The sequence below is a fragment of the Paenibacillus sp. VCA1 genome, assembly GCF_031583795.1.
Lineage (GTDB): Bacteria > Bacillota > Bacilli > Paenibacillales > Paenibacillaceae > Paenibacillus_AQ > Paenibacillus_AQ albilobatus.
Map to the genome: position 1 here is coordinate 222,185 of NZ_JAVLSX010000003.1, position 25,257 is coordinate 247,441.

The window sequence follows — 25,257 nt, forward strand, 5'->3', positions numbered from 1 at the left end:
GAGTGAAAAAAACATGCGAAAAAAACAAGCTTTTCCGTAATTGACCGTTGGGCATTTTTAAAGTACGCCCATGCTCGGGGCTTCGTAAAAAAAGGACAACCCGTAGTTCATTTGGGCTGTCCTTCTTCTATCTGCGCATCGCTGTCGTAATCCGTCCGCTGAGATCGGCAAGTTCCTGCCTAACCTTGGTCATTTCTTCGATTTTAAAATCGACCAGCTCAAGCTGCTTGCTCACCGCTTCGGCCATCTGCTCCAGCTCGGCCTGCCGCTGCGCTTCGTCCAAAGACGAGGAGGCGTTGCTGCGGTGCTTCATCACCTGATCGTGAATTTGCAAAAATTGCTGGATTTCCTGCAGGGAAAAGCCGAGAACCTTTTTGGCGAGAACGATATTTTTGAGCTGCTGTACATCTTCTTCCGTATATAATCGAATTCCCCCATCGGACCGCTCGGGCGATTTGATGAGGCCGATTTCCTCGTAATAGCGGATGGACCGTTTGGTCAATCCCGTTTCTTTGGCGACATCGTCGATTTTAAGCCATTCCAAACCCATTCTCCCCCTAGGCAAAGGTATATTTTCAAGTATATCGTTCCCTGAAGGCGAAAGCCAATGTTTCGGGTCTGCGAATCGATGGAAAACCTGAAAAAAAGAATGGCCACTTCGGGCCATTCTTTTCGGATGTTACGCCTGGGTAGCCGTTTTGCGGCGCTCCAGCTCCTGAATGATTTCGGCGTATTTCTTATCCGTCAGGTTATAAAAGAAGATGAGGATCATTGCGCCAAAGGTCAAGATGGCCGGCGCGAGCGTAAGCGCGAACGCAATGCCGTGAAGGGCGGTTGCGGTCTGCTGCTGGTTGGCCACATAACCGGTAATGGTCAGCAGAATCCCGGACAGGGAGCCTGCCAGCGCCGTCGCTACTTTTTGCGCGAAACTGAAGGAGGCGTAACTGATCCCCTCGGCACGCACACCCGTTTTCCACTCGCCGTAATCCACCGAGTCGGCCGCCATCGTCCATCCGACGACCCAAGGCACGGTCAACGTAAGGCCAATAAAAGCCGAGAAAATAAAGATTAGCGGGATGTTGCTGTAGCTGGTGAAATACAGGCACAAGCTTCCGACGATCGTAATGAGAAAGCTTAGCTGCAGCGTGTTTTTCTTCCCGATCCTTTTTTCCACGAAAGGCACGCACGCCATGCCGACCATGCCGGCCAGCAGCACGACCGGAATATAGTATGCGGCCAAATCTTCCCTGCCTACGTTATATTTGAAATAATACGCCGGGATCGCAAAAAATACCGTATTAGCCCCGCCGCTCAGCATCATCGCAAAAGAAGAAAGCAATAGCGGTCTGTTTTTCGCGAGCGTCTTGAGTCCGCCTTTCGTGCTGACTTCCTTCTGGATCGGAATTCTCTCCTCCGTGCTTTTGAAGCAGCCGAACAGCAGCACGATCGCAACGATGGCGTACAATCCGACCGTAAACTGGTAGCCTTTGGCCGTATTGCCCCCGCCGAACCAATCGGCCAGCGGGCTCGTCGCGTAAGAAACGATCAACGTCGCCGTATTGGCAAAAATCATCCGGTACGTCATCAATTTGGTCCGGTCGCGCTGGTCCTGCGTAATGACGGGAGACATCGCGGAATACGGAATGTTCACGAGCGAATATAAAAAGCCCAGCAAGATATACGTCACGTACGCATAAATCAGCTTACCGGTATCTCCCATATTCGGGGTGGAGAAACATAAGACAAACATCACCGAAAGCGGGATGCTGCCGAATAATAAATAAGGTCTGAAGCGACCCCAACGGGAGTTGGTTTTGTCTACGATCAATCCGATCACGGGATCGAAAATCGCGTCCAGGAATCTGGCGACCAGAAACAAAGAAGCGACCGCGCCGGCGCTGATTCCGTATACGTCGGTGTAAAAGAACATCAAATATACGGACGTCATACCCCAGACGAAGTTGTTGGCCGCGTCGCCAAGGCCGTACCCCATCATCCGGAAAGAACTGAGCCTGCCGTAAACCGGCGCCCCGGCATTGTTGTGTTGAACCTTCATCTGTATTGCCCTCTTTCCATTTTGGCATCGTGTTTACTGCCGGCATCTCTATTATGTCTTGCCGATCATAGGTCCATTATAGAAAACCATGATATCGCTTTCATTGCGTTTTTTGTTGAGAACCTTCCTCTTTTTTGTTTTCTTCGGGGGAAAATCCCCCTAAAGCGGACCTTGGTTTTAACATCGATTCAAGAGCTTTTCAGAACCTCTAAAAAAATAATGAATTCTTATTAAATCAAAAAAAGAAGGCGCGCGTTCCCGCTAAGGAACTTTCGCGCCTTCCGGCGTTTTTTTGCCCGTTATTTCGTTAACTCAATCACGCTTGTTTCCCGTTGACCTGTTTGATCAGTTCCTGCACGACGCTTTCCGGAGACCGGTCCTGCAGCATTTCCTGTCCATACAGCTGAATAAGCTTCACCAGCGGGAAATCGCCCAGGAATGCCATCGATTGGTCGTCCAGCGCAATTTTGTCGGTAATATGCCGGTTCATCTCTTCGATAAACAGAAGCAGCGCCTCCCGCGAGTTTGGCGCGGCCATCCAGTCGGCAATCAGGCTGTACAGGCCCAACTCCGGTGCCGGCCCCGGTTCGAAGGTCAGATTCATCCGGCTCGACAGGCGGATGTCCCGCGAGGAACTGCCGACCATGATCGTAAAAGCTCCCGTTTCGGCGACCCAACGGTTTTGTTTGGGATCAAAGTAGGAGAAGTCCCTTGGTTCAAGCGCAAATGTCACCGTCTTTGTTTCGCCCGGCTGCAGCGGGATTTTGGCGAACCCTTTCAGCTCCTTCACCGGACGGATTAGCCTGCTGGCTTCATCATGGACGTAAAGTTGAACGACCTCTTTCCCCTCCATGCTGCCCGTATTGTGAACCTGGCATTCAACGGCAGCTTTGTCCCCTTGAATCGTTACCTTCAAATCCCGGTATTCGAAGGTGGTATAGGACAGTCCGTGTCCAAATGGAAACAGCGGGTCCAACTCTTTTTTATCGTAATACCGGTAACCCGTAAAAATACCTTCGCTGTAAACGGCCTGATGGTTTCCGTCCCCGAAGGTGAGGTAAGAAGGATTATCGGACAGCTTCACCGGAAACGTCTCGGACAGTTTGCCCGACGGATTGACATGTCCGAACAGGACGCCGGCGATCGCCGCGCCGCTTCCTTGGCCTGAGAGCCACAGCTCCACGACGGCAGGAACGCGGTCGATCCACTCCTTCATCGCAAGGGCCGTACCGTTGCAAAGGACGACAACGCAGCGTGGCTGGACGGCCGAAACCGCCTTGATCAGCTCTACCTGCGCCGGCGGGAGGTCGATCGCATTGCTGTCGTAGCCTTCCGATTCCGTTCCCTCCGGCTGCCCGGCGAAAATGACCGCGAGGTCCGACGATTTGGCGATACGGACGCTTTCTTCGATCAGCGCTTCATCCGGCACGTTGTCATTTCTGTAGCCTTCCGCGAAAGACAAAGAGGTTTTTCCATTGGTGATTATTTCCATCTCGTCGTACGGGATGTCCAGTTTCGTCGGCGTGACCCGGGCGCTACCGCCCCCTTGGAAACGCGGCTTTTTCGCTTTTTGCCCGATGACGGCAATCGACTTCGTCTCATTCATCCCGATCGGCAGCGTGCCGTTTTCGTTTTTCAGCAAAACGATGCTCTCGGCTGCGGCCTTCCGCGCCAACGCGTGATGGGCTTCGACGTCCCATGTTCCTTCTGCCGATTTGGCGGCTGCCGTTGTTTTTTCCACCAGCGTGAGAATCCGGCGTACTGAAGCGTTCAACGTTTCTTCTTCCAGCTCGCCGCTGCGAACAGCTGCCGCCAGCTTGGCCGCATTGTAGCTCGCCGGTCCCGGCATTTCCAGGTCAAGCCCCGCGCGAAGCGCCTTCAAACGGTCGTATACCGCCGTCCAATCCGACATGACGACACCGTCATAATGCCATTCGTCGCGCAAAATATCTTTCAACAGATGTTCGTGTTCGCTTGTATACGTGCCGTTCAACTGATTGTACGAGCACATAACCGTCCATGGATCGGCTTTCTTGACGATGATTTCGAAAGCGGTCAGGTAAATTTCCCTTAATGTGCGCTCATCCACGACTGAATTTGAAATCATCTTTTCCGTTTCCTGGTTGTTGCAGGCAAAATGCTTGACAGAGGCCCCGACGCCCATGCTCTGTAACCCCTTCACCATGGCTGCCCCGAGCTCGCCGCTCAGGACCGGATCCTCCGAATAATATTCGAAGTTCCTTCCTCCCAGCGGCGAACGTTTCATGTTGACGCCGGGACCCAACAAAATTTGCGTGTCCAGGGCCAGACTCTCCCGGCCGAGAGCGGCACCCACTTCATACAGCAGTTCCGCGTTCCAAGACGATCCCAGGGCGACGCCCGTCGGGAAGCTGGTGGCGGGTATATTCTCCGTAAACAATCCCATCTCGTTTGTGCTTGCCGGTTTCCGCACGCCGTTCGTGCCGTCAAACATGGCGATCGAAGGAATGCCGGCCCTTGGGATATCCCGGGTTTTCCACATGTCCGCGCCTGCCACGAGGGACGCTTTTTCCTCCAGGGTAAGCGACGAGAGAAGATCGTTGACAACGTTGCTCATGATATATTCATTCCTTTTGTAATGTAAGTAAAGTGTAGACGCTTCCAGAACCTATAAGCATGACAAAAACCGTTGATACGGCAGAACAAGCCGATCCTTTTACGAGGTATCGTCCCGTCTGCTTCCATTTTAGTATCAAACGGCTTCCCGATCTTCTTCTCTTTTGTTTTGTTGTACCCTGTTTTTTGCGGTAAAGACTCAAGAGGCGCGGAGGCCGGATCAATATCGTTTATTTAAGGTAATCAGCTGCACCCCGTGCGGCGGGACTGTGATCCGGATTGTGTGGGACGAAGCTTGGCGCAGCATTTCCGTGCGGAGCGCAGGACCGCTTCTTTTTTGCAAATAATCAACCTCCTCCGGCTCCAAAAACTCCGGCGCCCCCATCTCAAGCCATGCGTCGAATACGGAACCTTGCTCCCTGCTTAAAACCTGAAACGTAATCTTGTAATCCCCGCAAAGTCCGTCCAATTCGAGTTCAAGCTCCAGCGGCTCCCCGTTTTCAAACACGCCGTACCGGTTTTTTTCGCTGATCGCCGACCATTCCCCGCTGGCAAACAACGCATCCACATGGACGTAATTGCAAACCAGGATCTGAATATTCTCCCCTTCCCGGGTGACGACGTAATTCGAACCGCGGCCGATCAGCCGGCGCCCGAGCTTGTTCAGCATGGCGAACGCATAATAAGACGGCTTCTTTAAACCATGCATGTTTATCAACCCAAAGCCGCCGTGAAACGGACTTCGCCCTGCGCCGGTCTCTTCGAAAATATCCGTAAAAGTCCAGAAACCCAGCGACTTCAGCAAACGGATCGAATCGATCGCGTTTTTGACGACGAACGGAGCCATGAACATCGTGTCATGCAGCAAGTTGCCCGGATACAGCGAAAAGTTCCATTCCGTCAAATGCAGCTCCAAATGCGGAAATGGGGAATCGGCGATACGCTCCCTCACTTTATGGATCGTGTCCACGAAAAAGCCGGGAGGCTGCGTATTGGACAATCCCTTCCCTTTTTCTCCGCCGGGCCAATACTCCGAATAGCTGTGAAAGGAGAAAAAGTCGATGCGCACGCCATGATCGGCGTTATATCGAAGGAACTCCTGCATCCACTCCGTTTCCCACACGGTAATGTAATTCAGCGCAGGGCCTCCCACCCGCAAATCCGGCGAAATTTCCTTGATCGCATCCACGGTGGCGGCATAAAATTCGAAATATTCCTCCTTCGTGCCCGCCCAGCAAATCTCGTAGGCATCGGGTTCGTTCCAAACTTCAAAATACCACCGCTTGACCTCAGCCAGCCCATAACGGTTGATGCAGTGGCGGACGAACGAGCTTACGAGATGCCTCCACTTGCCCATATCCTTCGGGGGTGAAATGTTGCCTTTCCACCAAAATATCGTTTCGTCCGAACGGCGGAGCTTGCCGGGCATAAATCCGAGTTCCACGAACGGTCGGATCTGCACGGACAGCAAAAAATCGTACAGCTCGTCGACGTAATTCCAGTTGTATTCCGGTTCGCCGTCGTCGTTTTCGTCGTAAACCATCATTTCATCGTTAAAAATGCCGTGAAAACGGATATATTGAAATCGCTGCTCCGACTGGATGTCGGCCAGCTGCCTCCGCCACTGCTCCCGAAGCCCCTCCGCTGCCCTTCCGGCCGTCAATAAGCAGTTCCAGTGATGTTCGAATTGTTCGCCCTCTTCGTCGGCCCGGATGGCGATTTTCTTTTCTGCGGATCGGGAAGAGGACCGTAACTCGGAAACATGTTCCGTACGGGGAAGATGGCGGTACAGCCCGTCCAGCACTTTGACGGTATCCACCTGGATGTAGGAACCGTATTCGGTCGTATCCTTCGTAAAAGGCAGATGCTTCCCCGGGGAAGACGCAGTGCTTTTCTGATGTTTTTGCCTATACTCCGAAGGCGTAACGCCCATTTTCTCCTTGAAGTTTTTATTGAACAGCTTCACGTTGGCAAAACCGCAGTCCGCCGCGATGTCGATCATGTTTTTTTGCGTCTCTCTCAGCTCGATTTCAGCCTTTTCCAGCCGTACCAGCGTTAAATATTTCTGAAAGGAGATGCCGATCTTGCTTTTGAAAAAATGGGAAAAATAATAGAAGCTGAGATGCTCCTGCTCGGCCATCTGGTTCAGATGGATTTTGTTCATGTAGTTCTCGTCCACGTACTGCATGATTCTGCGCAGCCTCTCCAGATCCACATCGCTGGTTCCGCTCCCCTCGTCCCGGGAATCCGGCGAAGAATAATACCGGACGAGATGGCCCGTGAGCAAATGCAAAAATCCGAGCACCTTATCTTGATACCCGTCGTTTCGCTTATTCAGTTCCCACGTCATTTGGGCCAAATAGGCGCGGACCGGCTCGGACAATTCCACGCCGTTTTGCCCGCTTTCGGCCGAGTGGCAGTCGATTCTCCGTTTCTCCGGCCCGCCGAGGCCCTGAACGATCCCCGGATCGAACTGTAGCGTCAACAGCACGTTTTCTTTTTCCGTTCGATCCAGTTTATGAACGTCCATGCTGTTGACGACGACCCAGTCTTCTTCGCCGAGAATAAACCGCCGCTTGTCCAAAAAAAGATCCACCGAGCCTTTCAGGACGTAGATCAGCTCGATTTCCTTGTGCCAATGGAACGGGATATGGTCAATGCTGTTGATAAACAATGCAAAAGGCATCTGTTCATGATGCTCAATGAATTCGTACCGATGTTTCATGCCAAAACCTCCAGAGCCGCTCGTATCCTTTCTTTCGGTGAGACGGCAGCAGAACCACTTTACTAGCAAGAGACGGCCGATGTAAAGCGGCACCGTGCCGGGACGCCCTGAGTAGGCATCTCATCCTGAGAATGCCCGTTTTAAAAAAGGATTAGTCAACCCATGTGCGAACCGCCGTTCGCCCAATAAAAATAGACCGTTCGGGAAAGGAAAGCATCCCCTTTCGAACGGTCTCTGCCATGGTTTCGTTTATGTTGCCAAAATCTCCTCGATGCGTTCCAGCACTTCGGCCGGGATTTCGACACCTGAGGCTTTTGCGTTTTCGGTCACCTGCTCCGGACGACTCGCGCCGATCAGCGCGCTGGCGACGTTCGGCTGGCGCAGCACCCATGCAAGCGCAAGCTGGCTCATCTTCAGGCCCAGCTTATCGGCGATGACGCTGAGTTCACGCACTTTCGCGATTTTTGCTTCCCCGATCTGCTCTTCCTTCCAGTTCAGCTTGGCTGCGCGGCTGCCTTCCGGCGCTTGTCCCGGCGTCGTATACTTGCCGGTCAGCAGTCCCTGAGCGAGCGGCGAATACACGACTTGTCCGATGCCTTTCGCTTCGCCAAGCGGAATAACTTCCTTTTCGATGTCCCGGCTGAACATATTGTACACCGGCTGGTTCACCACGATCCGGTCCAACAGGTACCGGTCCGCCGTGCCAAGCGCGGCTTCCATCTCGGCCGCCGTCCACATGCTGACGCCCACATACAGCACCTTGCCATGGCGCACCAGATCATCCATCGCCCGCAGCGTCTCCTCGATCGGCGTTTCCGGATGATAGCGATGACAATAATACAGGTCGACGTAATCATGGCCGAGCCGTTTCAGGCTTGCTTCGCACTGCTCCATAATATGTTTGCGCGAAAGCCCCATATCGTTGGGTCCGTCGCCCATTTTGCCGAATACCTTCGTGGCAAGCACGTAGGATTCGCGCGGATAAGCTTTCAGCGTTTTGCCCAGCAGTTCCTCCGCCGCTCCGCGTTCGTACACGTTGGCGGTGTCGAAGAAGTTGATTCCAAGATCGTAAGCCGTCTGTATAGCCTTAACCGCGTTGTCCCGCTCAACGTAACCTCCGTACGTAAGCCAGCTGCCCAGGCTGATTTCGCTAACCTTTAGTCCGCTTTTGCCAAGTCTCCGATATTTCATCGCCACAAGCAAACCCTCCCCGTTAGAATATTCTTCCTCCCTTATTGTAAACAACCGCCGTTTCGATGGAAAGCGGGCCGGTTTCATTTCCTTAAAATATGGAAATAACTATGGTGTTGAATATGATGAGGAGGATACGCCATGCAACAATCAGAATCCTTTTCCCGGCGGTTGCCGCAGTTCCCCGAATCCCTATGGAGAGCGACGACGGAATTGCCCTCCTTCCCGCGGTTGGACGAGGATATCGAGGTCGACGTTGCGATCGTCGGCGCGGGCATCGCCGGCATTACGACAGCCTACCTGCTGTCGAAGCAGGGAGTCAAGGTGGCCGTGCTGGAAGCGGGAGTCATTTTAAACGGCACAACCGGCCATACCACCGCAAAAATTTCCGCCCAACACGGAAAAATTTACGATGAACTGCTGCACCATTTCGGCGAAGAAAAAGCGCAAATGTATTACAAAGCCAACATGGATGCCAAAGCTTTTATTCTGGGCACGGTAGGCGAGCTTGGCATCGAATGCGATCTCCGGCCCGAAAGCGCCTATATTTACGTGGATAAAACCGATGACATCCAAAGTTTGAAAAAAGAGTTCGACGCCTACATCAAAATCGGTATTCCCGGACAGTGGAGGGACGAGCTTCCGATCCCGCTGAAGGTGAAAGGCGCCATCGAAATGCCGGACCAAGGCCAATTCCATCCTCTGCATTATTTGAAGCCGCTCGTCGACGAAAGCGTAAAAAACGGCGCCAAAATTTACGAGCACACGACGATCACCAGGCTTGAAGAAGGCGGGCCTCCGTATACGCTTAGCGCCTATCACGGCAAAGCCAAAGTACGCTGCCGCCGGATCGTTTCGGCTTCCCATTTCCCGTTCCTGGACAAAAAAGGGCTGTACTTCGCCCGTCTGCATGCCGTCCGTTCCTATGCGGTGGCGTTCAGACCTGAACGTCCGTTTCCGGGCGGCACATACCTTAGCGTCGGCAACGCTTCTCCCAAACGTTCTCTGCGCACGGCGAACTATAACGGCGAAGATGTGATCATTGCCGGGGGCGAAAACCATAAAACCGGCCAAAGCATCCGCACCCACGACCATTACGAGCAGCTCGAAAAGTTCGGCTCGGAGCTGTTCGGCATCAAGGAAATTCCGTTCCGCTGGTCCGCCCAGGATTTGGAGACGCTCGACAAAGTACCGTACATCGGGCAGCTGACGCAGGGCGACGAAGGGATTTATGTGGCGACGGGCTTCTACAAATGGGGTATGACCCAAGGCACGTTGTCGGGGATGATCCTCTCCGATCTCATTTTGGGCAACGATAATCCGTATGCGGAGCTTTATACCCCTTCGCGTTTCAAAGCCGATCCTTCAATCAAAAACGTCGTCGTGCAAAATGCGGACGTCGCCGCCCATTTTGTTGCAGGCAAGGTCGGCCTCATCCAGCGAAAAGCGGACGATCTTAAACCCGGGGAAGGCGGCGTCATCTCGCATAACGGGAAACGGGCCGGAGGCTACCGGGACGATCAAGGCAACCTGTTCATCGTCGATACGACCTGCTCCCATATGGGCTGCGAAATCGAGTGGAACGAAGGCGAGCGCAGCTGGGATTGCCCATGCCATGGCTCGCGTTATACGTATGAAGGCGAGGTCATCGAAGGGCCTGCGACCAAACCGCTTGACAAGCTGGAGGAACGGATTTAATCTGCGGGCACAGATTTGCATACTGTAAAGGGGTTGCTTGGCCGTTTCGGGCGGATGTCTGGAATATAACGTAAAAAGGCGTTCTTCTTGCCGTGCGGCAAAAGGAGCGCTTTTTTATTGACAGAACTTGCCTGGGGACATACGCTGATTTCCATAAGCAACCTTTTCAGGAAATCATCCGTCATGATCATTGGAAGAAAAAAAGCAGCGATCCCTTCCGGGCTGCGAAAAGGAGAATTAGGATGAAAAGCACCCCATTTCATTTGCGGACCGCGCTTGGCATCATCGCAGCCGCGCTATCATTAACCGCCTGCTCCGGTCAAAGCGCGAGCGAACCGCCCGCCGCCAAAACTTCGGGACAACCCGTTTCCGAGCAAAAAAGCGATGCCGGGGCCGGCTCCGTTGCCGAAAAGCAGAAAACGCCGGAAGAAGCCTTCTACGCCGCATATAAGGAAAGCTCGTCCGATCAGGAAAAAATCGAAAACATGATGAGCCGCATCACCGATTTGGATTGGAAAACGTATCGCGAGCTCCAAAAAGACGTTCCTCTCATGGACGAAACGCTGGGCTATCTATACAGAAACCGCAGCATGATCAAGCCGGAACATTACAAAGCGATGTTCTCGGCCACCCAAAATCTGGACGGGGCCGGGAGCGAAAGCTACGCCGCACTTGTGAGCGAGCTGTTTTGGGCGGACAAAAAAGCCGCGATTCATGCGTTGTCCGTCATGGACAATCCGAATCGGCGGCAATCGGTCGTCGGCATGATTGCCTATGGCTTAAGTTATAAGGATACAAAGCAAGTCAAAGAGGAAATTGCAAAATGGCAAGCCGACGCCACCCTTTCGTCCACGGAAAAGGAGATCGTCCAGGAACTGCTTGAAGCCGTTGATCATCCTTATTGAAGATCTCTGTTTATAACACTCTGGCTTCTTATCCTCAAAGATATTTAGTAAGGCCGCTCCTGATAAAAGAAGTTCGGATAAACGATCGTATTGTCGTAAGATTGATGAAAAATATGAGTCGTCGCCGGAGACACCGGCGGGATGAGCCAATTCCAATACCCGGTCAGCTTCCGGCCGCATTTGGCTTCGCGCTGCTCGAACAGCTGGAACTGCGCCGCCGCGGTATGGTGGTCCACCATGCTGACGCCCGCCTGCTTGTACGAATGCAGCACGGCCACGTTCATTTCAACCAAGGCCCGGTCGCGCCACAGCGAGGTCTCGCTTGCGGTCGACAGCCCCATCAGCTCGGCTACTTGCGGTAGAACGTTGTAACGTTGTTCATCCGCGAAATTGCGGGCGCCGATTTCCGTTGCCATGTACCAGCCGTTAAACGGCGCCGCCGCATAATGAATCCCGCCGATGACCAGCTCCATATCGGAGATGATCGGTACGGCATACCAGCGCAGGCCCATATCCCCAAAGGCGGGGTAATCGGGATGCGTCAGCGGCACCTCCAGCACCAGTTCCTCCGGTATAGGATACAACGCCGGCTCCCGCCCTTCCGCCTGAATGACGAGAGGAAGAACGTCAAACCGCGTGCCCTTGCCCCTCCACCCCATCTTCAGACACACATTCGTAAACGGGACCGAAGCGGGATCGCCGACGATCCCGTCTTCCGCCCCGTATCCCGCATACCGGATCAGCTGGTGATTCCAGATGCGGACCCCGCTCCCCGACGGCCCCGCGGGCTTGAAAACCGACAGCGTCGGGACGATTTTGCCGCCGTTGGTCGCCTCTCCGATATGCGCCAGCAGGGCGGAATAGATGTCGTCCGGGTGCTCCAAATGCCGCTGGTCCCGCACAACCATCGAATCCCAAAACAGTCTTCCGATGCAGCGGTTGCTGTTCCGCCAAGCCATTTTCGCCCCATGCTCCAGTTCCTCGAACGTATGCCCGTAGGTTCCGGTCGACTCGATTTCCTTTTGAATGTCCGCAAGCCTCGCGGCAGCTTCCCGCTCCGTTTTTCCGAGCTCGGCATAACATGCCCTTATATAATCTTCCGCTTCCCGCAGCAGAACGTTATGATCCATCATCATCGCCCATCATCCTTATGCTCCGTCTATTGTTTTCGAACCTATTATAGCCCTAAAAGAGGCCGCGGGTTCGGGGCAAACTTGATATCTTCGTGAACTCGCTTTCTCGTTCTATCTCTCTACATGCACCGCTTCTTCTTTGACTTCGGCCGGTCTCGACGGCCAAAATGCGAAACGCCCGAGCAGCGTCGTGATCGCCGGCACCAGGAACGGCCGCACGATAAACGTATCCAGCAGCACGCCCACCGCCGTAATGATGCCGAATTGGACAAGAACCTGGATCGGCAGCGATGCCAGTACGGCAAACGTTCCCGCCAAGATCAGGCCGGCAGAGGTGATGACCGAACCCGTCTCCCCGACGCCTTCCTTAATTGCCTGCTTGAGCGGCATTTCTTTTCTCTTTTTCCAAATGCTCGAGATCATAAAAATGTTGTAGTCTTCGCCGAGCGCCACCAGGAATACGAACGAATACAGCGGAATCGCGCTCTGGATGGCATCGGCCCCAAGCCCGTAATGGATGATGATCCAGCCGAGGCCCAGCGCCGAAAAATAAGACAGAATGACCGTCAGCACAAGATATACGGTGGCGGTAACCGAACGCAAATAAAGGAGCAGCAGCAGCGTGATCATGCCGATCACGACCGGAATGATCACCATCGTATCCCGGTCGCCCGTTTCCCTCGTATCGTATTGGGTCGCCGTTTGGCCGCTGATCCATACTTTATCGGCAGGCGAGGCGATTCCGGCCTCCTGCAGCGATCGTTCCGCAATGCCGCGCAGATCCGGGATGAGGCCGATCGCCTCAGGCGAATACGGATTGATGTTCAGCTCGATATCGTAAGCGAGAATATTTGCATTTTTTTCTCCTTGTTTCGGCTCGGACACGCTGCTGACAAAGGACATGCCTTTGAGCTTTTCGCCCAGCAAATCTTCTTGGCCCCCGGTATCGACCATCAGCTTGACGGGCGCAAGCGTTCCAGGGGAAAACTGTTTGCCGATCAGGTCGTATCCTTCCCGCGATGCCATATTTTTCGGGAAAGAGGACATGATGTCGTTGGTGAATTTCACCTGGCTTGAAAAGGCTGCAAGTCCTCCGAGAACGACCAGCGTGACGATCACGATCAGCCACGGTTTCGTTACGACCCAGCGGCCGGCAAAGCTTTCCTTTTTCCGCTTCGGAGAACGAACCGGTTTGCCCTTGCGCCGGGCACGTTCTTCCTCCATCTCCGGCGTGCGCGGAATAAACGGGTAAAACGAAACGCGGCCAAAGATCGCGAGCAGCGCGGGCACAAGCGTCAAACTCGCGATGACCATCACGAAAATCGATACGCTGAACGGAACGGCAAAACGGTGATAAGCGCCGTATTTGGCCAGCAGCAACGCAAACAGCGACAGTACCACCGTAAACCCGCTCATGGCGATGGCGCCGGAGGTTTCGGTAATGGCGCGGACCAGCGCCTTGCCTTTGCCGGCCTCTTCCTTGAGAAGATGGCGGAAATGGGAGATCAGGAAAAGGCAATAGTCCGTACCTGCGCCGAACAGCAAAACCGTCATGATCGAGACCGCCTGCGAATCGACGGTAATCCAGCCTTTAGCCACCATCAGTCCCAGCAGCGGGCTGATGGCTCCGTATGCAAAGCCTACGGCCACAATCGGGATCAGCGCCAAAATCGGAGAACGGTAAATCAGCAGCAAAATGATCAAAACCAGCAAGACGGTCGCCATCATCAGCTTAAAGTCGGCGTTTTTAAACAGCCCGGACGCATCGATAGAGATGCCGGCGGGTCCCGTCACCCGGGCGCTTAGCTCATTGCCGGACTCCGCACTAGCCGCAAACAGATCGGCGCCGAACGTTTTGGCCGCCCGCTCCTTCAGCTGCTGCGCCCCTTCCTTCAGCTGGTCGCTGCTTGCGCCGCTGCTGAAAAGAACCGGCGTCACTAATGTGCTCCCGTCTTTGGACAACTGCGCCGTCAAAGCCTGAACGGGCACCTTATCCAGCGGCGGGACGAACTCCTGGTGCTGGACAGGGGTTGCTCCAAGCTCGGCGTACAGTTTCTGGACATGCCCCAGATCGTCATTTTTGAGGCCGCCTCCCCGATGCCAAACGATCAGAGCAGGGATGCCGGAGCTGCCGAATTGCTCTGCGGCCACCTTTTCCGCCTGAACGGACGGAGTGTCCGCCTGCAAATTGGCGGCATTGTTTTTCACCTCTTTGTTTACCATCGGCCATAAGGCACTGAGCACGCCCACGACGATGATCCAGACGGCAAGCGTGATCCATTTGCTTCGTTTTCCGGCAACGAATCGCCCAAATCCCGAATGCTGTTCCATAGTCTCCTCCTCACCCCGATCCGGGTGTAAATGGTATAGTTGTGTATATGCATGATCTAGAAGTGGTATATTCGTAAGGGATTACCTTATTCATACGTTCGCTCAATAATTAAATATACTGGAAGGTTAATTATTGAACAAGCATTTTTCTACGGAGGTAAACATGGAGCATTCCGCACACCAAGCCAAAACGAAACGTCCTCCCGGCCGCCCGAAACGGCAGGAACACGAGGAGGCGACCAGCCAGTTTATTTTAAAAACCGCTTCCGACCTGTTTATGGAATACGGCTATGAGCCGATATCGCTGCAGCAAATTGCCGATGCATGCGGAATTACCAAAGCGGCCATCTATTATCATTTCGAAAATAAACCGCAGTTGTTCACCGCGGCTGTTACGACCATGATGGAAAGGGCGCGGAAAACGTCGGAGGAGATCATGCAGCAGGAGCTGCCGTTATACGATCGGCTTGTTATGTTGGCCGAACGCAAGCTCCGGTTCCCGCACGGCGATTTCGAGACGATTCTGCGCAAGGCGTCCGATTCTCTTACCAAAGAGCAGCTGGAAAGCATCCGCCGGAGTGAGGAAAGCATTCATCATGTCCTGACGGTCAGCTTCACGGAGGCGATTCAAAAAGAGGAGGTTCGTCCGTTGCACCCGCTGCTGATGGCCCATACGCTGGCCTCGATGCTGATGCTCGGCAACCGGGAAGTGGCCACGGACATCAATCCGTCGCCCCAGGAGCTGGCCCGCGACATCATCGAATTGTTCTGGAACGGCGTCGGGATTGAACCGAACTTCCGCTCCGGGGGCGCCCAATGACCTTAACATGAAGCCGAATCCGATCGAACCTTTCTTTCTTCGCTTGCATAAGGTATATTAGCCCATCAAGTTGGAGAGGAGACCAGCCCCTTGAATCTATACGGAGCCTACTACCGGCCCTCAACGAGTCCCGACGCCGCGCTGGCCGGAGATCTGATCAAAGCCATCAATGGCGAATTTAGCTCGGTAACCTGTTACGAGCAATTGGCGAAACTCGCCCCATCCGAGAATGCCAGAAAACGCATTTTGGAAATTCGCGACGACGAAGTACGGCATCTGCGTTTTTTTCAGCAGGCATACCGTCATCTGACCGGACAAACGTCCGAGCCCGTTCAGACGGAAACGTGCCCGAAGCAGTACAAGGAAGGTTTGATATCTTCGTTCCTCGACGAACAGGAAACCGTTGATTTCTATTTGAAAATGTCCGACCGGGCGCAGGATCCTACCCTGAAGGACACGCTTCGCCGTATCGCCATGGATGAGCAAAACCATGCCGTCTGGTTCTTGTATTTGCTGAATCATGGTTAGACGGAACCGGAAAAAAGAGGCTTTCCCGGGGAAGGCCTCTTTCTATTGGAAGAATCTCTAAAGGAACGAATATTCTAGACAAGCAGAACTGAATAAAGCCGAATCAGCCGGAATAGAGAACGCGAAAAAGGATAGCATGCGCAGATGGCCACCTGCGGGTGCTATCCTTTTTTTATAAAGCGACAAGACGGTGCTCATTCCCGTTAACATTTATGAGGCGATGTCAGCCTCCACCTCGGCCTCCATCTCGGCCTGCCGGACCCGGCTGCGGTAAGCTTCGAGGGATTCATCGATGATGCTGCTTACCATGACCTTATCCGCCTCGGGAAGCAGGGTCAGCGCGTAATTCCACGCATTCTCTTCGATTTGGAGGGCCGCCCGCATTCGCGTTCCTTCGCTGAGGCTCATATCCTCCGTTTGTTCGCACAACGAGGACAGATCCGGATCTGCCGCATGACCAAGCTCATGGGCCAGCACAATCGCAAAGTATTCCTCCACCCGTTCAAGCGAGCCGAACATCTGCATGCACTGCTCCTCGATCGCCCCGGTGTACATCGTAATGCTTCTGGAATGCATGCCGAACTTCCCGCCGACCAGACGCCCGCCATAAAAACGGGATTCAAGCCGAACGGTAACATCAACCTCCGACCGCTCCAGCAGCTTTTGGGCGATCTGATTTAAGCGTATAGTCTCCAATTCCGTATCTTTATCCCCTTTTTCATCGAAATTCACAATAGTCATTATACGAGGAATTGGAAATAATGCAACAAGTTAGCAAGCATTTTCTATATATGATATTCGAAGTTGTTAGAGATTGATGATTTTTTTATGCCCCGGTTTGCACCTCAGCTTCCTTAGGCTTGGAGGACAAAACCTCTTTCTTCAAAAACCAGCACAATATGAACACGATGATCATCGCGGCAAAGGAGTACGTGTAGATATACTGGAACGACTCTACGAACATCGTTTTTACCGTCGTGACCAGATTTGGCGCAAGATCTTTAGGTATCCCGCCTGCGGCCAAATCCTGCATATGTCCTTTGACGCTCTCAGGCAGCTGCGGGCCTAAGCTTCCTATTTTCGAGATGAGCGTCGACGATAAGAGATTGCCGAACAAACTAACACCGATGGTTGCGCCAATCGTTTGAAATAATGGAACGGTTGCCAAGGCAACCCCTATGTGCTCTTTTTCAACAGACTCTTGTACAATCAAGTTATCGCTGCCGAACAGAACGCCCATGCCAAGGCCCGAGATCACGAAGAAAATGATAATCTGTACGATGGTCGTATCCATATTGATATGTGAAAAGAGGTAGAAACCGATCATCGGCAGAATAAATCCGATGCCAAATATTTCGCGGTAGCGAACCTTCGTTAACAAAAATCCGCAAACCATGGACGAAGCTACTGCGCCAACCATCATGGGCAGCTGCAAATAACCGGATTCCGTCGGCGTGAGCCCTAACACATTTTGCCCGAAATACGGAAACGACGAGAAGGCACCCATCAGTCCAAGACCCACTATAAATACAATCGTTGATAAAACCACAATATTGCGGTTCTTGAACAAATGCAGCGGAACGATCGGTTCCTTTACCTTGGACTCAACCCATACAAAGATTCCAAGCAACGCAGCTCCTAATACGAGTATACTTACAATGAGCGGTGAGTCCCAGGCGTATCCGTTATTTTGAACGAGCACGGGCGTGATCAACAGCGATACGATCGAAGCGACCAATAGAATGGCCCCGCCCCAGTCTATAGCCACTTTCTTCGCCTGCTTCGACTCGCGAAGTCCGCTTGCCAAAAAGATCGCCGCGATCACTCCGACCGGGATGTTCACGAAGAAGATCCAATGCCAGCTCACTTGGTCGACGAAAAAACCGCCCATCAATGGACCGAGCAGCATGGGAATGAACATGACCGGTCCCATCAAGCCCTGCACTTTAGCACGCTGCTCCACCGGAAACAGATCGCTCGATATAGTCATCGCAAGCGGCATCAAACCGCCGGCGCCGATCCCCTGAATGCCGCGTCCAATCAATAATAAGGTCATCGAATGCGATAATCCGCACACGATGGAGCCGCCGATAAATAAGGCCATACATATCAAATAAATCTTTTTCCGGCCAAACAAGTCCGCCAATTTCCCTAGAATCGGCATGAACGCCGACATGGCCAGCATGTAAATCCCGGCTACCCATCCATATAGGGACAGTCCGCCGAGCTCGCGGATGATCGTCGGCATCGCGGTACTGACGACCGTTTCGTCCAGTTCGGAAAATATAATTCCTATGAGCAAGCCGATCATGACAAGGACCTTGTGATTTTTCTTCTCTAGGATCCCCTGACCGCCTTTTAATGCATTTTCCATTTTTTCAGCTCCTTTAACTTTTGTACCACGATTATAAAAGGGCTGTATGAACTGAATATGAACTGAAATATTTTCAGAAAAAGAAGAGGGCCTCCCGGCGGGGAGTGCCCTCTCTTCTTTTTGGTGATGAAATTTCACATGATGCTTAGAATGCCGCTTTAAAGAATCGTGACGTATTTTCCGTAAACAAACGCCGTTTTCCCTTGGTAAACGACTTTAACCCAGCCGTAAGGCGCCGTTCCCGTCACTTCAAGCACAGTTCCTTTCGGAGCCGCGCCCAAAATTTTTGCCTTGGCGGAAGCCCCTGCCCGAATGTTCAGGTAATCCGCCGTAATTTTCGCCTGCTTGCCGGAAGACGGCTTCGGAGCCGGGTTTGCCGGTTTCTCAGGATTTGCAGGCTTGGCAGGGTCCGGTTTCTCCTCCGGTTTGGTCGAAGGTTTTTCCGCTTCAGGTTTTTCCGGCTTGTCCGGTTTTTCTACCGGCTGTTCCGGTTTGGCTGCCCCTTTGCGCGCCTCGTTCAGTTCGTGGTACAACTCGCCGTTCGTTTTTACGCCCGTCAGCAGCGCAGCGTCGACGCCCGCTTTTTCCGCCAACAAGGTCACGTCCTCCGCCTTGACCGGATCAAGGATATTGATGGAAGCGATGTTGGTATATTTGCCGTCCTCCGTGGCCGGCACGGTCAGAATGCCTGCATTGATCAGCTCCACCACGTCCGCGCGTTCTTTGGAGTTCGTATCGACGCCGACGATTTTCCAGTTGTTTTGGAGTTTCGCTTCGTATTTCCCGTTCATGACCTCCTTCAAGTATCGGATCGCAAGGTTGCGGATCGTGCCGCCGGTTTCGCCATAGGCGCTTTCCGCTTTCGACGTCCACAGCTTTTCGAATTTGCGGCCTTCGAGCGCGCCGCCTTTGGCAACCAAAGCGTCCATGCGGTAAGAGTTCATGCCGAGCGTCAGCGTATCATTCATCTGAATCGGCGTGCCGTCCATACGTCTCAGGTTGGCGATCCGGCTGCCGTAAGGTTGGGACAAGTCGATATCGTATTTGACGCCGCCAAAGAAATCGTTGGTGCTGTATTTGGAGGATCTGCGCTTTTTGTCGAAGCTGACCGTCACGTCGCCCGGACGGGTGCTGTTGAAATAACCTACGGCCCATTCCATATAGTCTTTTAAATCCTTGCCGGTGACTTTATAGTTGGTCACCTCGCCGAGCGCGAACTGATAGTTGTAGGCGATATCCTTTTTGCGGATCGGGCCTACGTCCAGTCTGGCTTTATCATTGTCGATCTGGTGCGCCACGACGTCCGCTTTGCTGTAATGCAGCATGACTTCGCTGAAAAAGTCGGACAGCGGCGTTTCCTGAACCTGCACGGCCGGAATACCCTTGATTTCATTTTCTGGCACCATATTATGCTTCCCGACCAACTCGCCGACGACGATATTGGCGTCCTTGCGGGCGAATTCATGGTAGGGCAGCAGCTCTTTTTCCAGATCCGGGTCGGAAACCGCCGGCGTGCCGTCTTCGCCTTTTACCGGAATGGCGGTGGCCGTTTTGTCTTTCAGCACCATTTTGCCGTCTTTATTGACGAAGGTGAGATCGATTCGGGACACATGCGTTCCGTATTTGTCCGGTTCGCCGATCAGCACGCCGTTGACCGTTGCGCTTTTCACCAGCGTGTGCATATGGCCCGCGAAAATGGCGGTCAGCTCCGGCACTTCATTGGCGATGTCCGTCACGCCGGTGCCCGGCAGGGCGTTTTCGTTATCCAGCCCCATGTGCATCAGGCCGATGATGACGTCGACTTTGCCTTCGAGCTCTTTGACGGCCTTTTTCGTTTCATCGATCGGATTTTTGACGACCAGCCCTTTCAGGTGATCGGTGTCTTTCTCGAAATCGGTAATGAGCGGCGTCGTCATCCCGATGATGCCGACCTTGATGCCGCCTCTATCGATGATCGTCGTGGCCGGCAGGAAACGTTCACCGTTCTCTTTGTACACGTTGCCCGCCAGCTTCGCGGCTTTAAACTGCCCCGTAATTTTGTCGAAGGTATCGAGGCCGAAATTAAATTCGTGATTGCCCATCGCCCAAGCATCGTACCCCATCTCGTTCATGGCGACCATCATCGGCGATTTCGGCTGGTCGTTAAACAGCTCCGCTGAATTGTCCTGAATGACGTCGCCCGCATCGAGCAGAATCGTGTTCGGGTTTTCGGCGCGAACCTTTTTGATCAGGGTGTACAACTGGGTGAAGCTGCCGTTCGTATTGGCCGTATCCATCGCGTAATCCCACGGCATAAACCGGCCGTGAACGTCGGAGGTAGCCAGCAGCGTAATGTGCGTCTCCTGATCTGCCTCGGCTTTGGCGCTTGCCGGCTGCAATCCGGCGGCTGCCGATACGGTCAGCACGGAAGCCAAAGCGAACCCCGCCAGCCTTTTAAAGCGGCTTTTGATGTTAAACATGTTTGAGTCCCCTTTTCTTTTTATACTTTTTTTGGAAAATGGTAGCGCTGTCAAAAGTTTTCCAAAGGCTCATTTTAATCTATAAATTTCCATACGTAAACCTTTTTGCTTAAAATAGTCCCGCAGGCGCAGTGTCTTGGCTTTCAAGCCGATTCCGGCAATTCCCGGTGGACGCTGAATTACACCCTTGCAGATTTTCAAAAAAAGAACGCCCCTCGTATCCGGAGCGTCCTCGTTTATGGATCAAGTCAAAATCCCTGAATTTTATGGCCGTTTCATCGGCCGTCTAGCCGACCTCCTGCACTTTTCCGCCCGTAAACTGGCTGTTGTACAGGTCGGCGTAAAAGCCGCCTTTGGCCAGCAGTTCCTCGTGCGTGCCTTTTTCGATGACGCTGCCGCCGTTCATGACCAGAATCAGGTCGGCGTCGCGGATCGTGGACAGGCGGTGCGCGATGACAAAGCTGGTCCGGCCTTTCATCAGCTCGTTCATCGCTTTTTGGATGTACACCTCGGTCCGGGTGTCGACGCTGCTTGTCGCTTCGTCGAGGATCAGGATCGACGGATCGGCCAAAATGGCGCGGGCGATCGTAAGCAGCTGCTTTTGCCCTTGCGAAATATTCGAGGCTTCTTCGTTCAGAACCGTATCGTAGCCGTCCGGCAGCGTCCGGATAAAATGGTCGGCATGCGCCGCTTTGGCTGCCTCCACCACATCCTCCTCGGTCGCGCCGCTGCGTCCGTAGGCGATATTTTCGCGGATCGTGCCGTTAAACAACCATGTATCCTGCAGCACCATTCCGAAAATGCTCCGCAGGTTGCTGCGCTTCAGCTTCGTAATATTGACGCCGTCGATCGTAATCGCCCCGTCATTGATTTCATAGAAACGCATCAGCAGGTTGATGAGCGTCGTTTTGCCGGCGCCGGTCGGCCCGACGATCGCAATCGTCTGTCCCGGCTTGACGTCGATGTGCATGTCCTCGATCAGCGTTTCGCCCTCTTTATAACCGAAGTTCACATGGTCGAAGGCAACCGCGCCTTTCGGGTTTTTCAGTTCCACCGCTTCGGCCGCCTCCGGCACCTCCTCCTGCTCGTCGAGAAGCTCGAAGACACGTTCGGCGGATGCGATCGTCGATTGAATGATGTTTGCGATATTCGCCGTTTGCATGATCGGCTGGGTGAACTGTCTGGCGTACTGAATGAACGCCTGCACGTCCCCGATGGTGATCGTTTTATGCGTCACGAAAATGCCGCCGACGACGCAGACCAGCACGTAACCGATGTTGCCGATAAAGGACATCATCGGCATGATCATGCCGGAGATGAACTGGGCTTTCCAACCCGAATGGTACAGCTTTTCGTTGATTTCGTTAAACGTCGCCACCGACTCGTCCTCGCGGCCGAACGCCTTGACGATTTTATGACCGGTGTACATTTCCTCGACGTGCCCGTTCAGCTGGCCGAGGGAACGCTGCTGCCCCATAAAATGCTTTTGGGAACGCGATGCGATCATACGGATCACGATAAAGCTGAGCGGAAGCGTCACGATCAGAATCAGCGTCAGCCATGGGCTGATCGTCAGCATCATCACGATGACCCCGACCAGGGTGACGATGGATGTCATCAGCTGCGTCAAGCTCTGCTGCAGCGTTGTGCTGATATTGTCCACGTCGTTTGTCGCGCGGCTGAGAATTTCGCCATGCGTTTTCGAATCGAAATATTTCAGCGGCAAGCGCGAGAGCTTGCGGTTGATCTGCTCGCGCATGTCGTACACGACCTTTTGCGCCACGCCGGCCATAAAATACTGCTGGAAGTAGCTGAAGACGGCGCTGAACAGATATAATCCGACCAGCATGAGCAAAATTTGCGTAATATAGCCGAAATCGATGGAAGCGCCAGGCACGCCTTGCATTTTGGCGACGATGCCTTCGAACAGCTTCGTGGTCGCTTTCCCTAAAATTTTCGGACTTACGATGCTGAACACGGTGCTCAGGATCGCCATCAGAAAAATGAAGGCAAGCGTCACGCGGCGCGGCCGCAAATAACCCAAAAGTCTTCGCAGCGTGCCTTTAAAATCCTTGGCCTTCTCGGCAGGCATCATCTGACCGGGATGGCCGCCCGGATGGCGGGGTCCCGGAGGACGGCCGCCGGGATGTCTTCTCTGCTCGCTCATGCAATCTCCTCCTCCGACAGCTGCGAGGATACGATTTCACGGTATACGTCGCAGGTTTCCATCAGCTCGCGGTGTTTGCCGATGCCGGCAATCCGGCCTTCGTCCAGCACGATGATCCGGTCGGCGTCCATAACCGTGCTGGCCCGCTGAGCCACGATCAACACGGTCGCGTCCGCCGTCACCTCTTTCAGTGCCGTGCGCAGCTTGGCGTCCGTCTTGAAATCAAGCGCGGAGAAGCTGTCGTCGAACAAATAAATTTCGGGTTTTCTGACCAGCGCCCGGGCGATGGACAAACGCTGCTTCTGTCCGCCGGATACGTTGTTGCCGCCCTGGGAAATTTCGGACTGAAAACCGTCCTTCATCTTGGAGATGAATTCAGTCGCTTGCGCGATGTCCGCCGCTTGACGAATCTCATCGTCCGTGGCGTCGGCTTTGCCGTAGCGGAGATTGTCCGCGATCGTGCCCGTAAAGAGAACCGCCTTTTGCGGCACAAAACCGACTTTAGCCCGAAGCTCCTCCTGGGTCATTTCCCTGACGTCCCTGCCGTCCACCATCACGCTGCCGCTTTCCACGTCATAAAATCGCGGGATCAAGCTGAGCATCGTCGATTTGCCGGAGCCGGTGCCGCCGATGATCGCCGTCGTTTCGCCCGGTGTGGCGCTAAACGAAATATGGCGGATCGCCGGCTGCTCGGCGCCCGGATAGCTGAACGTCACATCCCGGAACTCCAAGTAACCGCGTTTTTCCCCTTCTTTGCCTTCGGCGGCCGAATGGGCGGGATCGACGATTTGTGGCTCCATGTCCAGCACTTCGTTGATCCGGGTTGCCGACGCGGATGCACGGGGCACCATGACGAAAATGACCGACACCATGATCAGCGAGAACATGATCTGCATCGCGTATTGGATGAACGCCATCAAGGAGCCGACCTGCATATGGCCGTTGCTGATCCGGATGCCTCCGAACCAGACGATGGCGATCGTCGAAAAGTTCATGACCAGCATCATGATCGGCATCATGGCCGCCATGATTTTGTTGACTTTGACCGCCGTTTGCGTCAAATCGTAGTTCGCTTCATTAAAACGCTTCTGTTCGTGTTCGATCCGGTTAAAGGAACGGATGACCCGGATGCCGGTCAGGTTCTCGCGCAAAACGCGGTTGAGCTTATCCAGCTTGACCTGCATCGCTTTAAAGAGCGGCATCCCTTTTCCGGCGATGATAAAGATCGCCCCCGCCAAAACCGGAACGATCACGACGATCACCAGCGACAGCGTCGCGTCCTTGGATACCGCCATAATGATCCCGCCGATGCACATCATCGGCGCGCTGATCATCATCCGCAGGATCATCGTCAGCACCTGCTGCATCTGCGTAATGTCGTTGGTCGTGCGGGTAATCAGCGAAGCGGTGCCCAGCTTGTCGAACTCCTGCAGGGAGAAATGCTGAACATGCCGGAACACCCGGCTGCGCAAATTTTTGGCGAAACCGCCCGCCACCTTGGCCGACAAATAACTGGCTCCGATGGAACAGAATGCGCCGCCCAACGCTACGAGCAGCATAAATCCGCCGATTTTCCAAATATAAGGGATATCCCCGTGCACGATGCCTTTATCCACGATGTCGGACATCAACGTAGGCAAATAAAGATCCGACAGCGACTGGATGAATACGAGCAAAAAAACAAACAGAATCGGCGCGCTGTAAGGCTTCAAAGTCCGAAACAGCTTTAGCATGTTGGCACTTCACCTCCATCCGATGAATCATTCCGCATGTTACTTTCATAATACTGATAGGCCTTGTTCAGCAGCTCGGACAGCTTCTCGCTTTCCTCGATGCCCAAGTGATCGACAAGCCCCTTGAAGGAATGGATCGTCGCTTTACGGGCCTGTAAAATCACATTCCGCCCCTCTTCGCTGAGCTTGATCCGAACCACCCTCCGATCCACCTCATCCGGAGTCCGTTCAATCCATTTCTTCTTCTCCAGCGCTTTGACGAACTGGGTGACGGTCGGAGAGGTGACGCGCAGCATCGCGCTGATCTCAGACACTTTCAGTCCCGGGGTACCCGGCTCGACATGCCGCATGAGCAAAACCATCAATCCCATCTCGCTGAGCTTCAATCCTTCGACCACCCGCTGGCGAAACTCGCCTCTGTTAAACCGCATGACAGCCTGAAGCAGCTGGACAACGGTTTCGTGATGCCGATCATGTTCCTGCGGTTCTGCAGCCTGGCAGCCGTGTTCCTGCCGGTTATTGCCATCGTCGTTCATGACGCA

General features: G+C 53.6%; 18 protein-coding genes. 4 read left to right on the plus strand and 14 right to left on the minus strand.

Annotated features, from left to right (window positions below):
* Positions 1-127 precede the first annotated feature (127 nt).
* From RJP21_RS07660 to RJP21_RS07680, 5 genes are all read right to left on the minus strand, one after another.
* Positions 128-544: a MerR family transcriptional regulator gene (locus RJP21_RS07660; protein ID WP_310858762.1), complete on the minus strand. Its 417-nt coding sequence runs from the start codon at positions 542-544 to the stop codon at positions 128-130.
* A gap of 135 nt (positions 545-679) precedes the next feature.
* Entirely contained in the window at positions 680-2,056 is a 1,377-nt protein-coding gene (locus RJP21_RS07665; RefSeq protein WP_310858763.1) for a glycoside-pentoside-hexuronide (GPH):cation symporter, read from the minus strand.
* A 316-nt stretch (positions 2,057-2,372) separates the two neighbouring features.
* Entirely contained in the window at positions 2,373-4,652 is a 2,280-nt protein-coding gene (locus RJP21_RS07670; RefSeq protein WP_310858764.1) for a beta-glucosidase, read from the minus strand.
* Between the two features lie 219 nt (positions 4,653-4,871).
* Positions 4,872-7,376 (minus strand): GH39 family glycosyl hydrolase, encoded by a 2,505-nt coding sequence (locus tag RJP21_RS07675; protein ID WP_310858765.1) that lies wholly within the window; start codon positions 7,374-7,376, stop codon positions 4,872-4,874.
* A gap of 249 nt (positions 7,377-7,625) precedes the next feature.
* Positions 7,626-8,567, minus strand: a complete 942-nt coding sequence (locus RJP21_RS07680; protein WP_310859000.1) for an aldo/keto reductase family protein — start codon at positions 8,565-8,567, stop codon at positions 7,626-7,628.
* Between the two features lie 141 nt (positions 8,568-8,708).
* On the opposite strand from RJP21_RS07680, the gene RJP21_RS07685 reads away from it, so the two are divergent.
* On the plus strand, positions 8,709-10,265 hold the full coding sequence (locus tag RJP21_RS07685) for an FAD-dependent oxidoreductase (RefSeq protein ID WP_310858766.1): 1,557 nt from the start codon (positions 8,709-8,711) through the stop codon (positions 10,263-10,265).
* Here RJP21_RS07685 and RJP21_RS07690 read toward each other — a convergent pair.
* A complete protein-coding gene (locus tag RJP21_RS07690; RefSeq protein WP_310858767.1) occupies positions 10,262-10,528 on the minus strand; it encodes a hypothetical protein in 267 nt (88 codons plus the stop codon). The genes RJP21_RS07685 and RJP21_RS07690 overlap by 4 nt on opposite strands.
* On the opposite strand from RJP21_RS07690, the gene RJP21_RS07695 reads away from it, so the two are divergent.
* Positions 10,508-11,170, plus strand: coding sequence for a hypothetical protein (locus tag RJP21_RS07695; protein WP_310858768.1), 663 nt, complete (start codon positions 10,508-10,510; stop codon positions 11,168-11,170). The genes RJP21_RS07690 and RJP21_RS07695 overlap by 21 nt on opposite strands.
* A 44-nt stretch (positions 11,171-11,214) precedes the next feature.
* On the opposite strand, the gene RJP21_RS07700 is transcribed toward RJP21_RS07695, so the two are convergent.
* Positions 11,215-12,303 (minus strand): nitric oxide synthase oxygenase, encoded by a 1,089-nt coding sequence (locus RJP21_RS07700; protein WP_310859001.1) that lies wholly within the window; start codon positions 12,301-12,303, stop codon positions 11,215-11,217.
* Between the two features lie 111 nt (positions 12,304-12,414).
* Positions 12,415-14,634, minus strand: a complete 2,220-nt coding sequence (locus RJP21_RS07705; RefSeq protein ID WP_310858769.1) for an MMPL family transporter — start codon at positions 14,632-14,634, stop codon at positions 12,415-12,417.
* A 163-nt stretch (positions 14,635-14,797) separates the two neighbouring features.
* Here RJP21_RS07705 and RJP21_RS07710 point away from each other — a divergent pair, with 163 nt between their 5' ends.
* Positions 14,798-15,454: a TetR/AcrR family transcriptional regulator gene (locus tag RJP21_RS07710; RefSeq protein ID WP_310858770.1), complete on the plus strand. Its 657-nt coding sequence runs from the start codon at positions 14,798-14,800 to the stop codon at positions 15,452-15,454.
* A 90-nt stretch (positions 15,455-15,544) separates the two neighbouring features.
* Positions 15,545-15,982 carry a ferritin-like domain-containing protein gene (locus RJP21_RS07715; RefSeq protein WP_310858771.1) on the plus strand — a complete coding sequence of 146 codons (438 nt, stop codon included), beginning with the start codon at positions 15,545-15,547 and terminating at the stop codon, positions 15,980-15,982.
* Positions 15,983-16,192: 210 nt separating this feature from the next.
* Here the strand turns inward: RJP21_RS07715 and RJP21_RS07720 are convergent, their stop codons facing one another.
* The 6 genes from RJP21_RS07720 to RJP21_RS07745 all read right to left on the minus strand — a co-directional run bounded on the left by RJP21_RS07720 (position 16,193) and on the right by RJP21_RS07745 (position 25,251).
* Complete coding sequence (locus RJP21_RS07720; protein WP_310858772.1) at positions 16,193-16,678, minus strand: hypothetical protein; 486 nt, start codon at positions 16,676-16,678, stop codon at positions 16,193-16,195.
* Between the two features lie 130 nt (positions 16,679-16,808).
* Positions 16,809-18,356: an MDR family MFS transporter gene (locus RJP21_RS07725; protein WP_310858773.1), complete on the minus strand. Its 1,548-nt coding sequence runs from the start codon at positions 18,354-18,356 to the stop codon at positions 16,809-16,811.
* Positions 18,357-18,514: 158 nt separating this feature from the next.
* The gene (locus RJP21_RS07730; protein WP_310858774.1) at positions 18,515-20,815 is read right to left on the minus strand and encodes a 5'-nucleotidase C-terminal domain-containing protein; all 2,301 of its coding nucleotides are present in this window, start codon (positions 20,813-20,815) and stop codon (positions 18,515-18,517) included.
* A gap of 286 nt (positions 20,816-21,101) precedes the next feature.
* A complete protein-coding gene (locus RJP21_RS07735; protein ID WP_310858775.1) occupies positions 21,102-22,982 on the minus strand; it encodes an ABC transporter ATP-binding protein in 1,881 nt (626 codons plus the stop codon).
* Positions 22,979-24,715, minus strand: a complete 1,737-nt coding sequence (locus tag RJP21_RS07740; protein ID WP_310858776.1) for an ABC transporter ATP-binding protein — start codon at positions 24,713-24,715, stop codon at positions 22,979-22,981. Before RJP21_RS07740 ends, RJP21_RS07735 begins: the two co-directional genes overlap by 4 nt.
* Positions 24,709-25,251 (minus strand): MarR family winged helix-turn-helix transcriptional regulator, encoded by a 543-nt coding sequence (locus tag RJP21_RS07745; RefSeq protein WP_160042834.1) that lies wholly within the window; start codon positions 25,249-25,251, stop codon positions 24,709-24,711. Before RJP21_RS07745 ends, RJP21_RS07740 begins: the two co-directional genes overlap by 7 nt.
* Between the last annotated feature and the right edge of the window lie 6 nt (positions 25,252-25,257).

What these genes read in the sequence shown, in the direction of transcription:
- RJP21_RS07680 (WP_310859000.1), bottom strand. Translation starts at nt 8,567, where the DNA reads ATGAAATATCGGAGACTTGGCAAAAGCGGACTAAAGGTTAGCGAAATC.
- RJP21_RS07695 (WP_310858768.1), top strand. Translation starts at nt 10,508, where the DNA reads ATGAAAAGCACCCCATTTCATTTGCGGACCGCGCTTGGCATCATCGCA.
- RJP21_RS07730 (WP_310858774.1), bottom strand. Translation starts at nt 20,815, where the DNA reads ATGTTTAACATCAAAAGCCGCTTTAAAAGGCTGGCGGGGTTCGCTTTG.
- RJP21_RS07670 (WP_310858764.1), bottom strand. Translation starts at nt 4,652, where the DNA reads ATGAGCAACGTTGTCAACGATCTTCTCTCGTCGCTTACCCTGGAGGAA.
- RJP21_RS07745 (WP_160042834.1), bottom strand. Translation starts at nt 25,251, where the DNA reads ATGAACGACGATGGCAATAACCGGCAGGAACACGGCTGCCAGGCTGCA.
- RJP21_RS07690 (WP_310858767.1), bottom strand. Translation starts at nt 10,528, where the DNA reads ATGAAATGGGGTGCTTTTCATCCTAATTCTCCTTTTCGCAGCCCGGAA.
- RJP21_RS07725 (WP_310858773.1), bottom strand. Translation starts at nt 18,356, where the DNA reads ATGGAAAATGCATTAAAAGGCGGTCAGGGGATCCTAGAGAAGAAAAAT.
- RJP21_RS07665 (WP_310858763.1), bottom strand. Translation starts at nt 2,056, where the DNA reads ATGAAGGTTCAACACAACAATGCCGGGGCGCCGGTTTACGGCAGGCTC.
- RJP21_RS07685 (WP_310858766.1), top strand. Translation starts at nt 8,709, where the DNA reads ATGCAACAATCAGAATCCTTTTCCCGGCGGTTGCCGCAGTTCCCCGAA.
- RJP21_RS07700 (WP_310859001.1), bottom strand. Translation starts at nt 12,303, where the DNA reads ATGATGGATCATAACGTTCTGCTGCGGGAAGCGGAAGATTATATAAGG.
- RJP21_RS07740 (WP_310858776.1), bottom strand. Translation starts at nt 24,715, where the DNA reads ATGCTAAAGCTGTTTCGGACTTTGAAGCCTTACAGCGCGCCGATTCTG.
- RJP21_RS07675 (WP_310858765.1), bottom strand. Translation starts at nt 7,376, where the DNA reads ATGAAACATCGGTACGAATTCATTGAGCATCATGAACAGATGCCTTTT.
- RJP21_RS07705 (WP_310858769.1), bottom strand. Translation starts at nt 14,634, where the DNA reads ATGGAACAGCATTCGGGATTTGGGCGATTCGTTGCCGGAAAACGAAGC.
- RJP21_RS07710 (WP_310858770.1), top strand. Translation starts at nt 14,798, where the DNA reads ATGGAGCATTCCGCACACCAAGCCAAAACGAAACGTCCTCCCGGCCGC.
- RJP21_RS07735 (WP_310858775.1), bottom strand. Translation starts at nt 22,982, where the DNA reads ATGAGCGAGCAGAGAAGACATCCCGGCGGCCGTCCTCCGGGACCCCGC.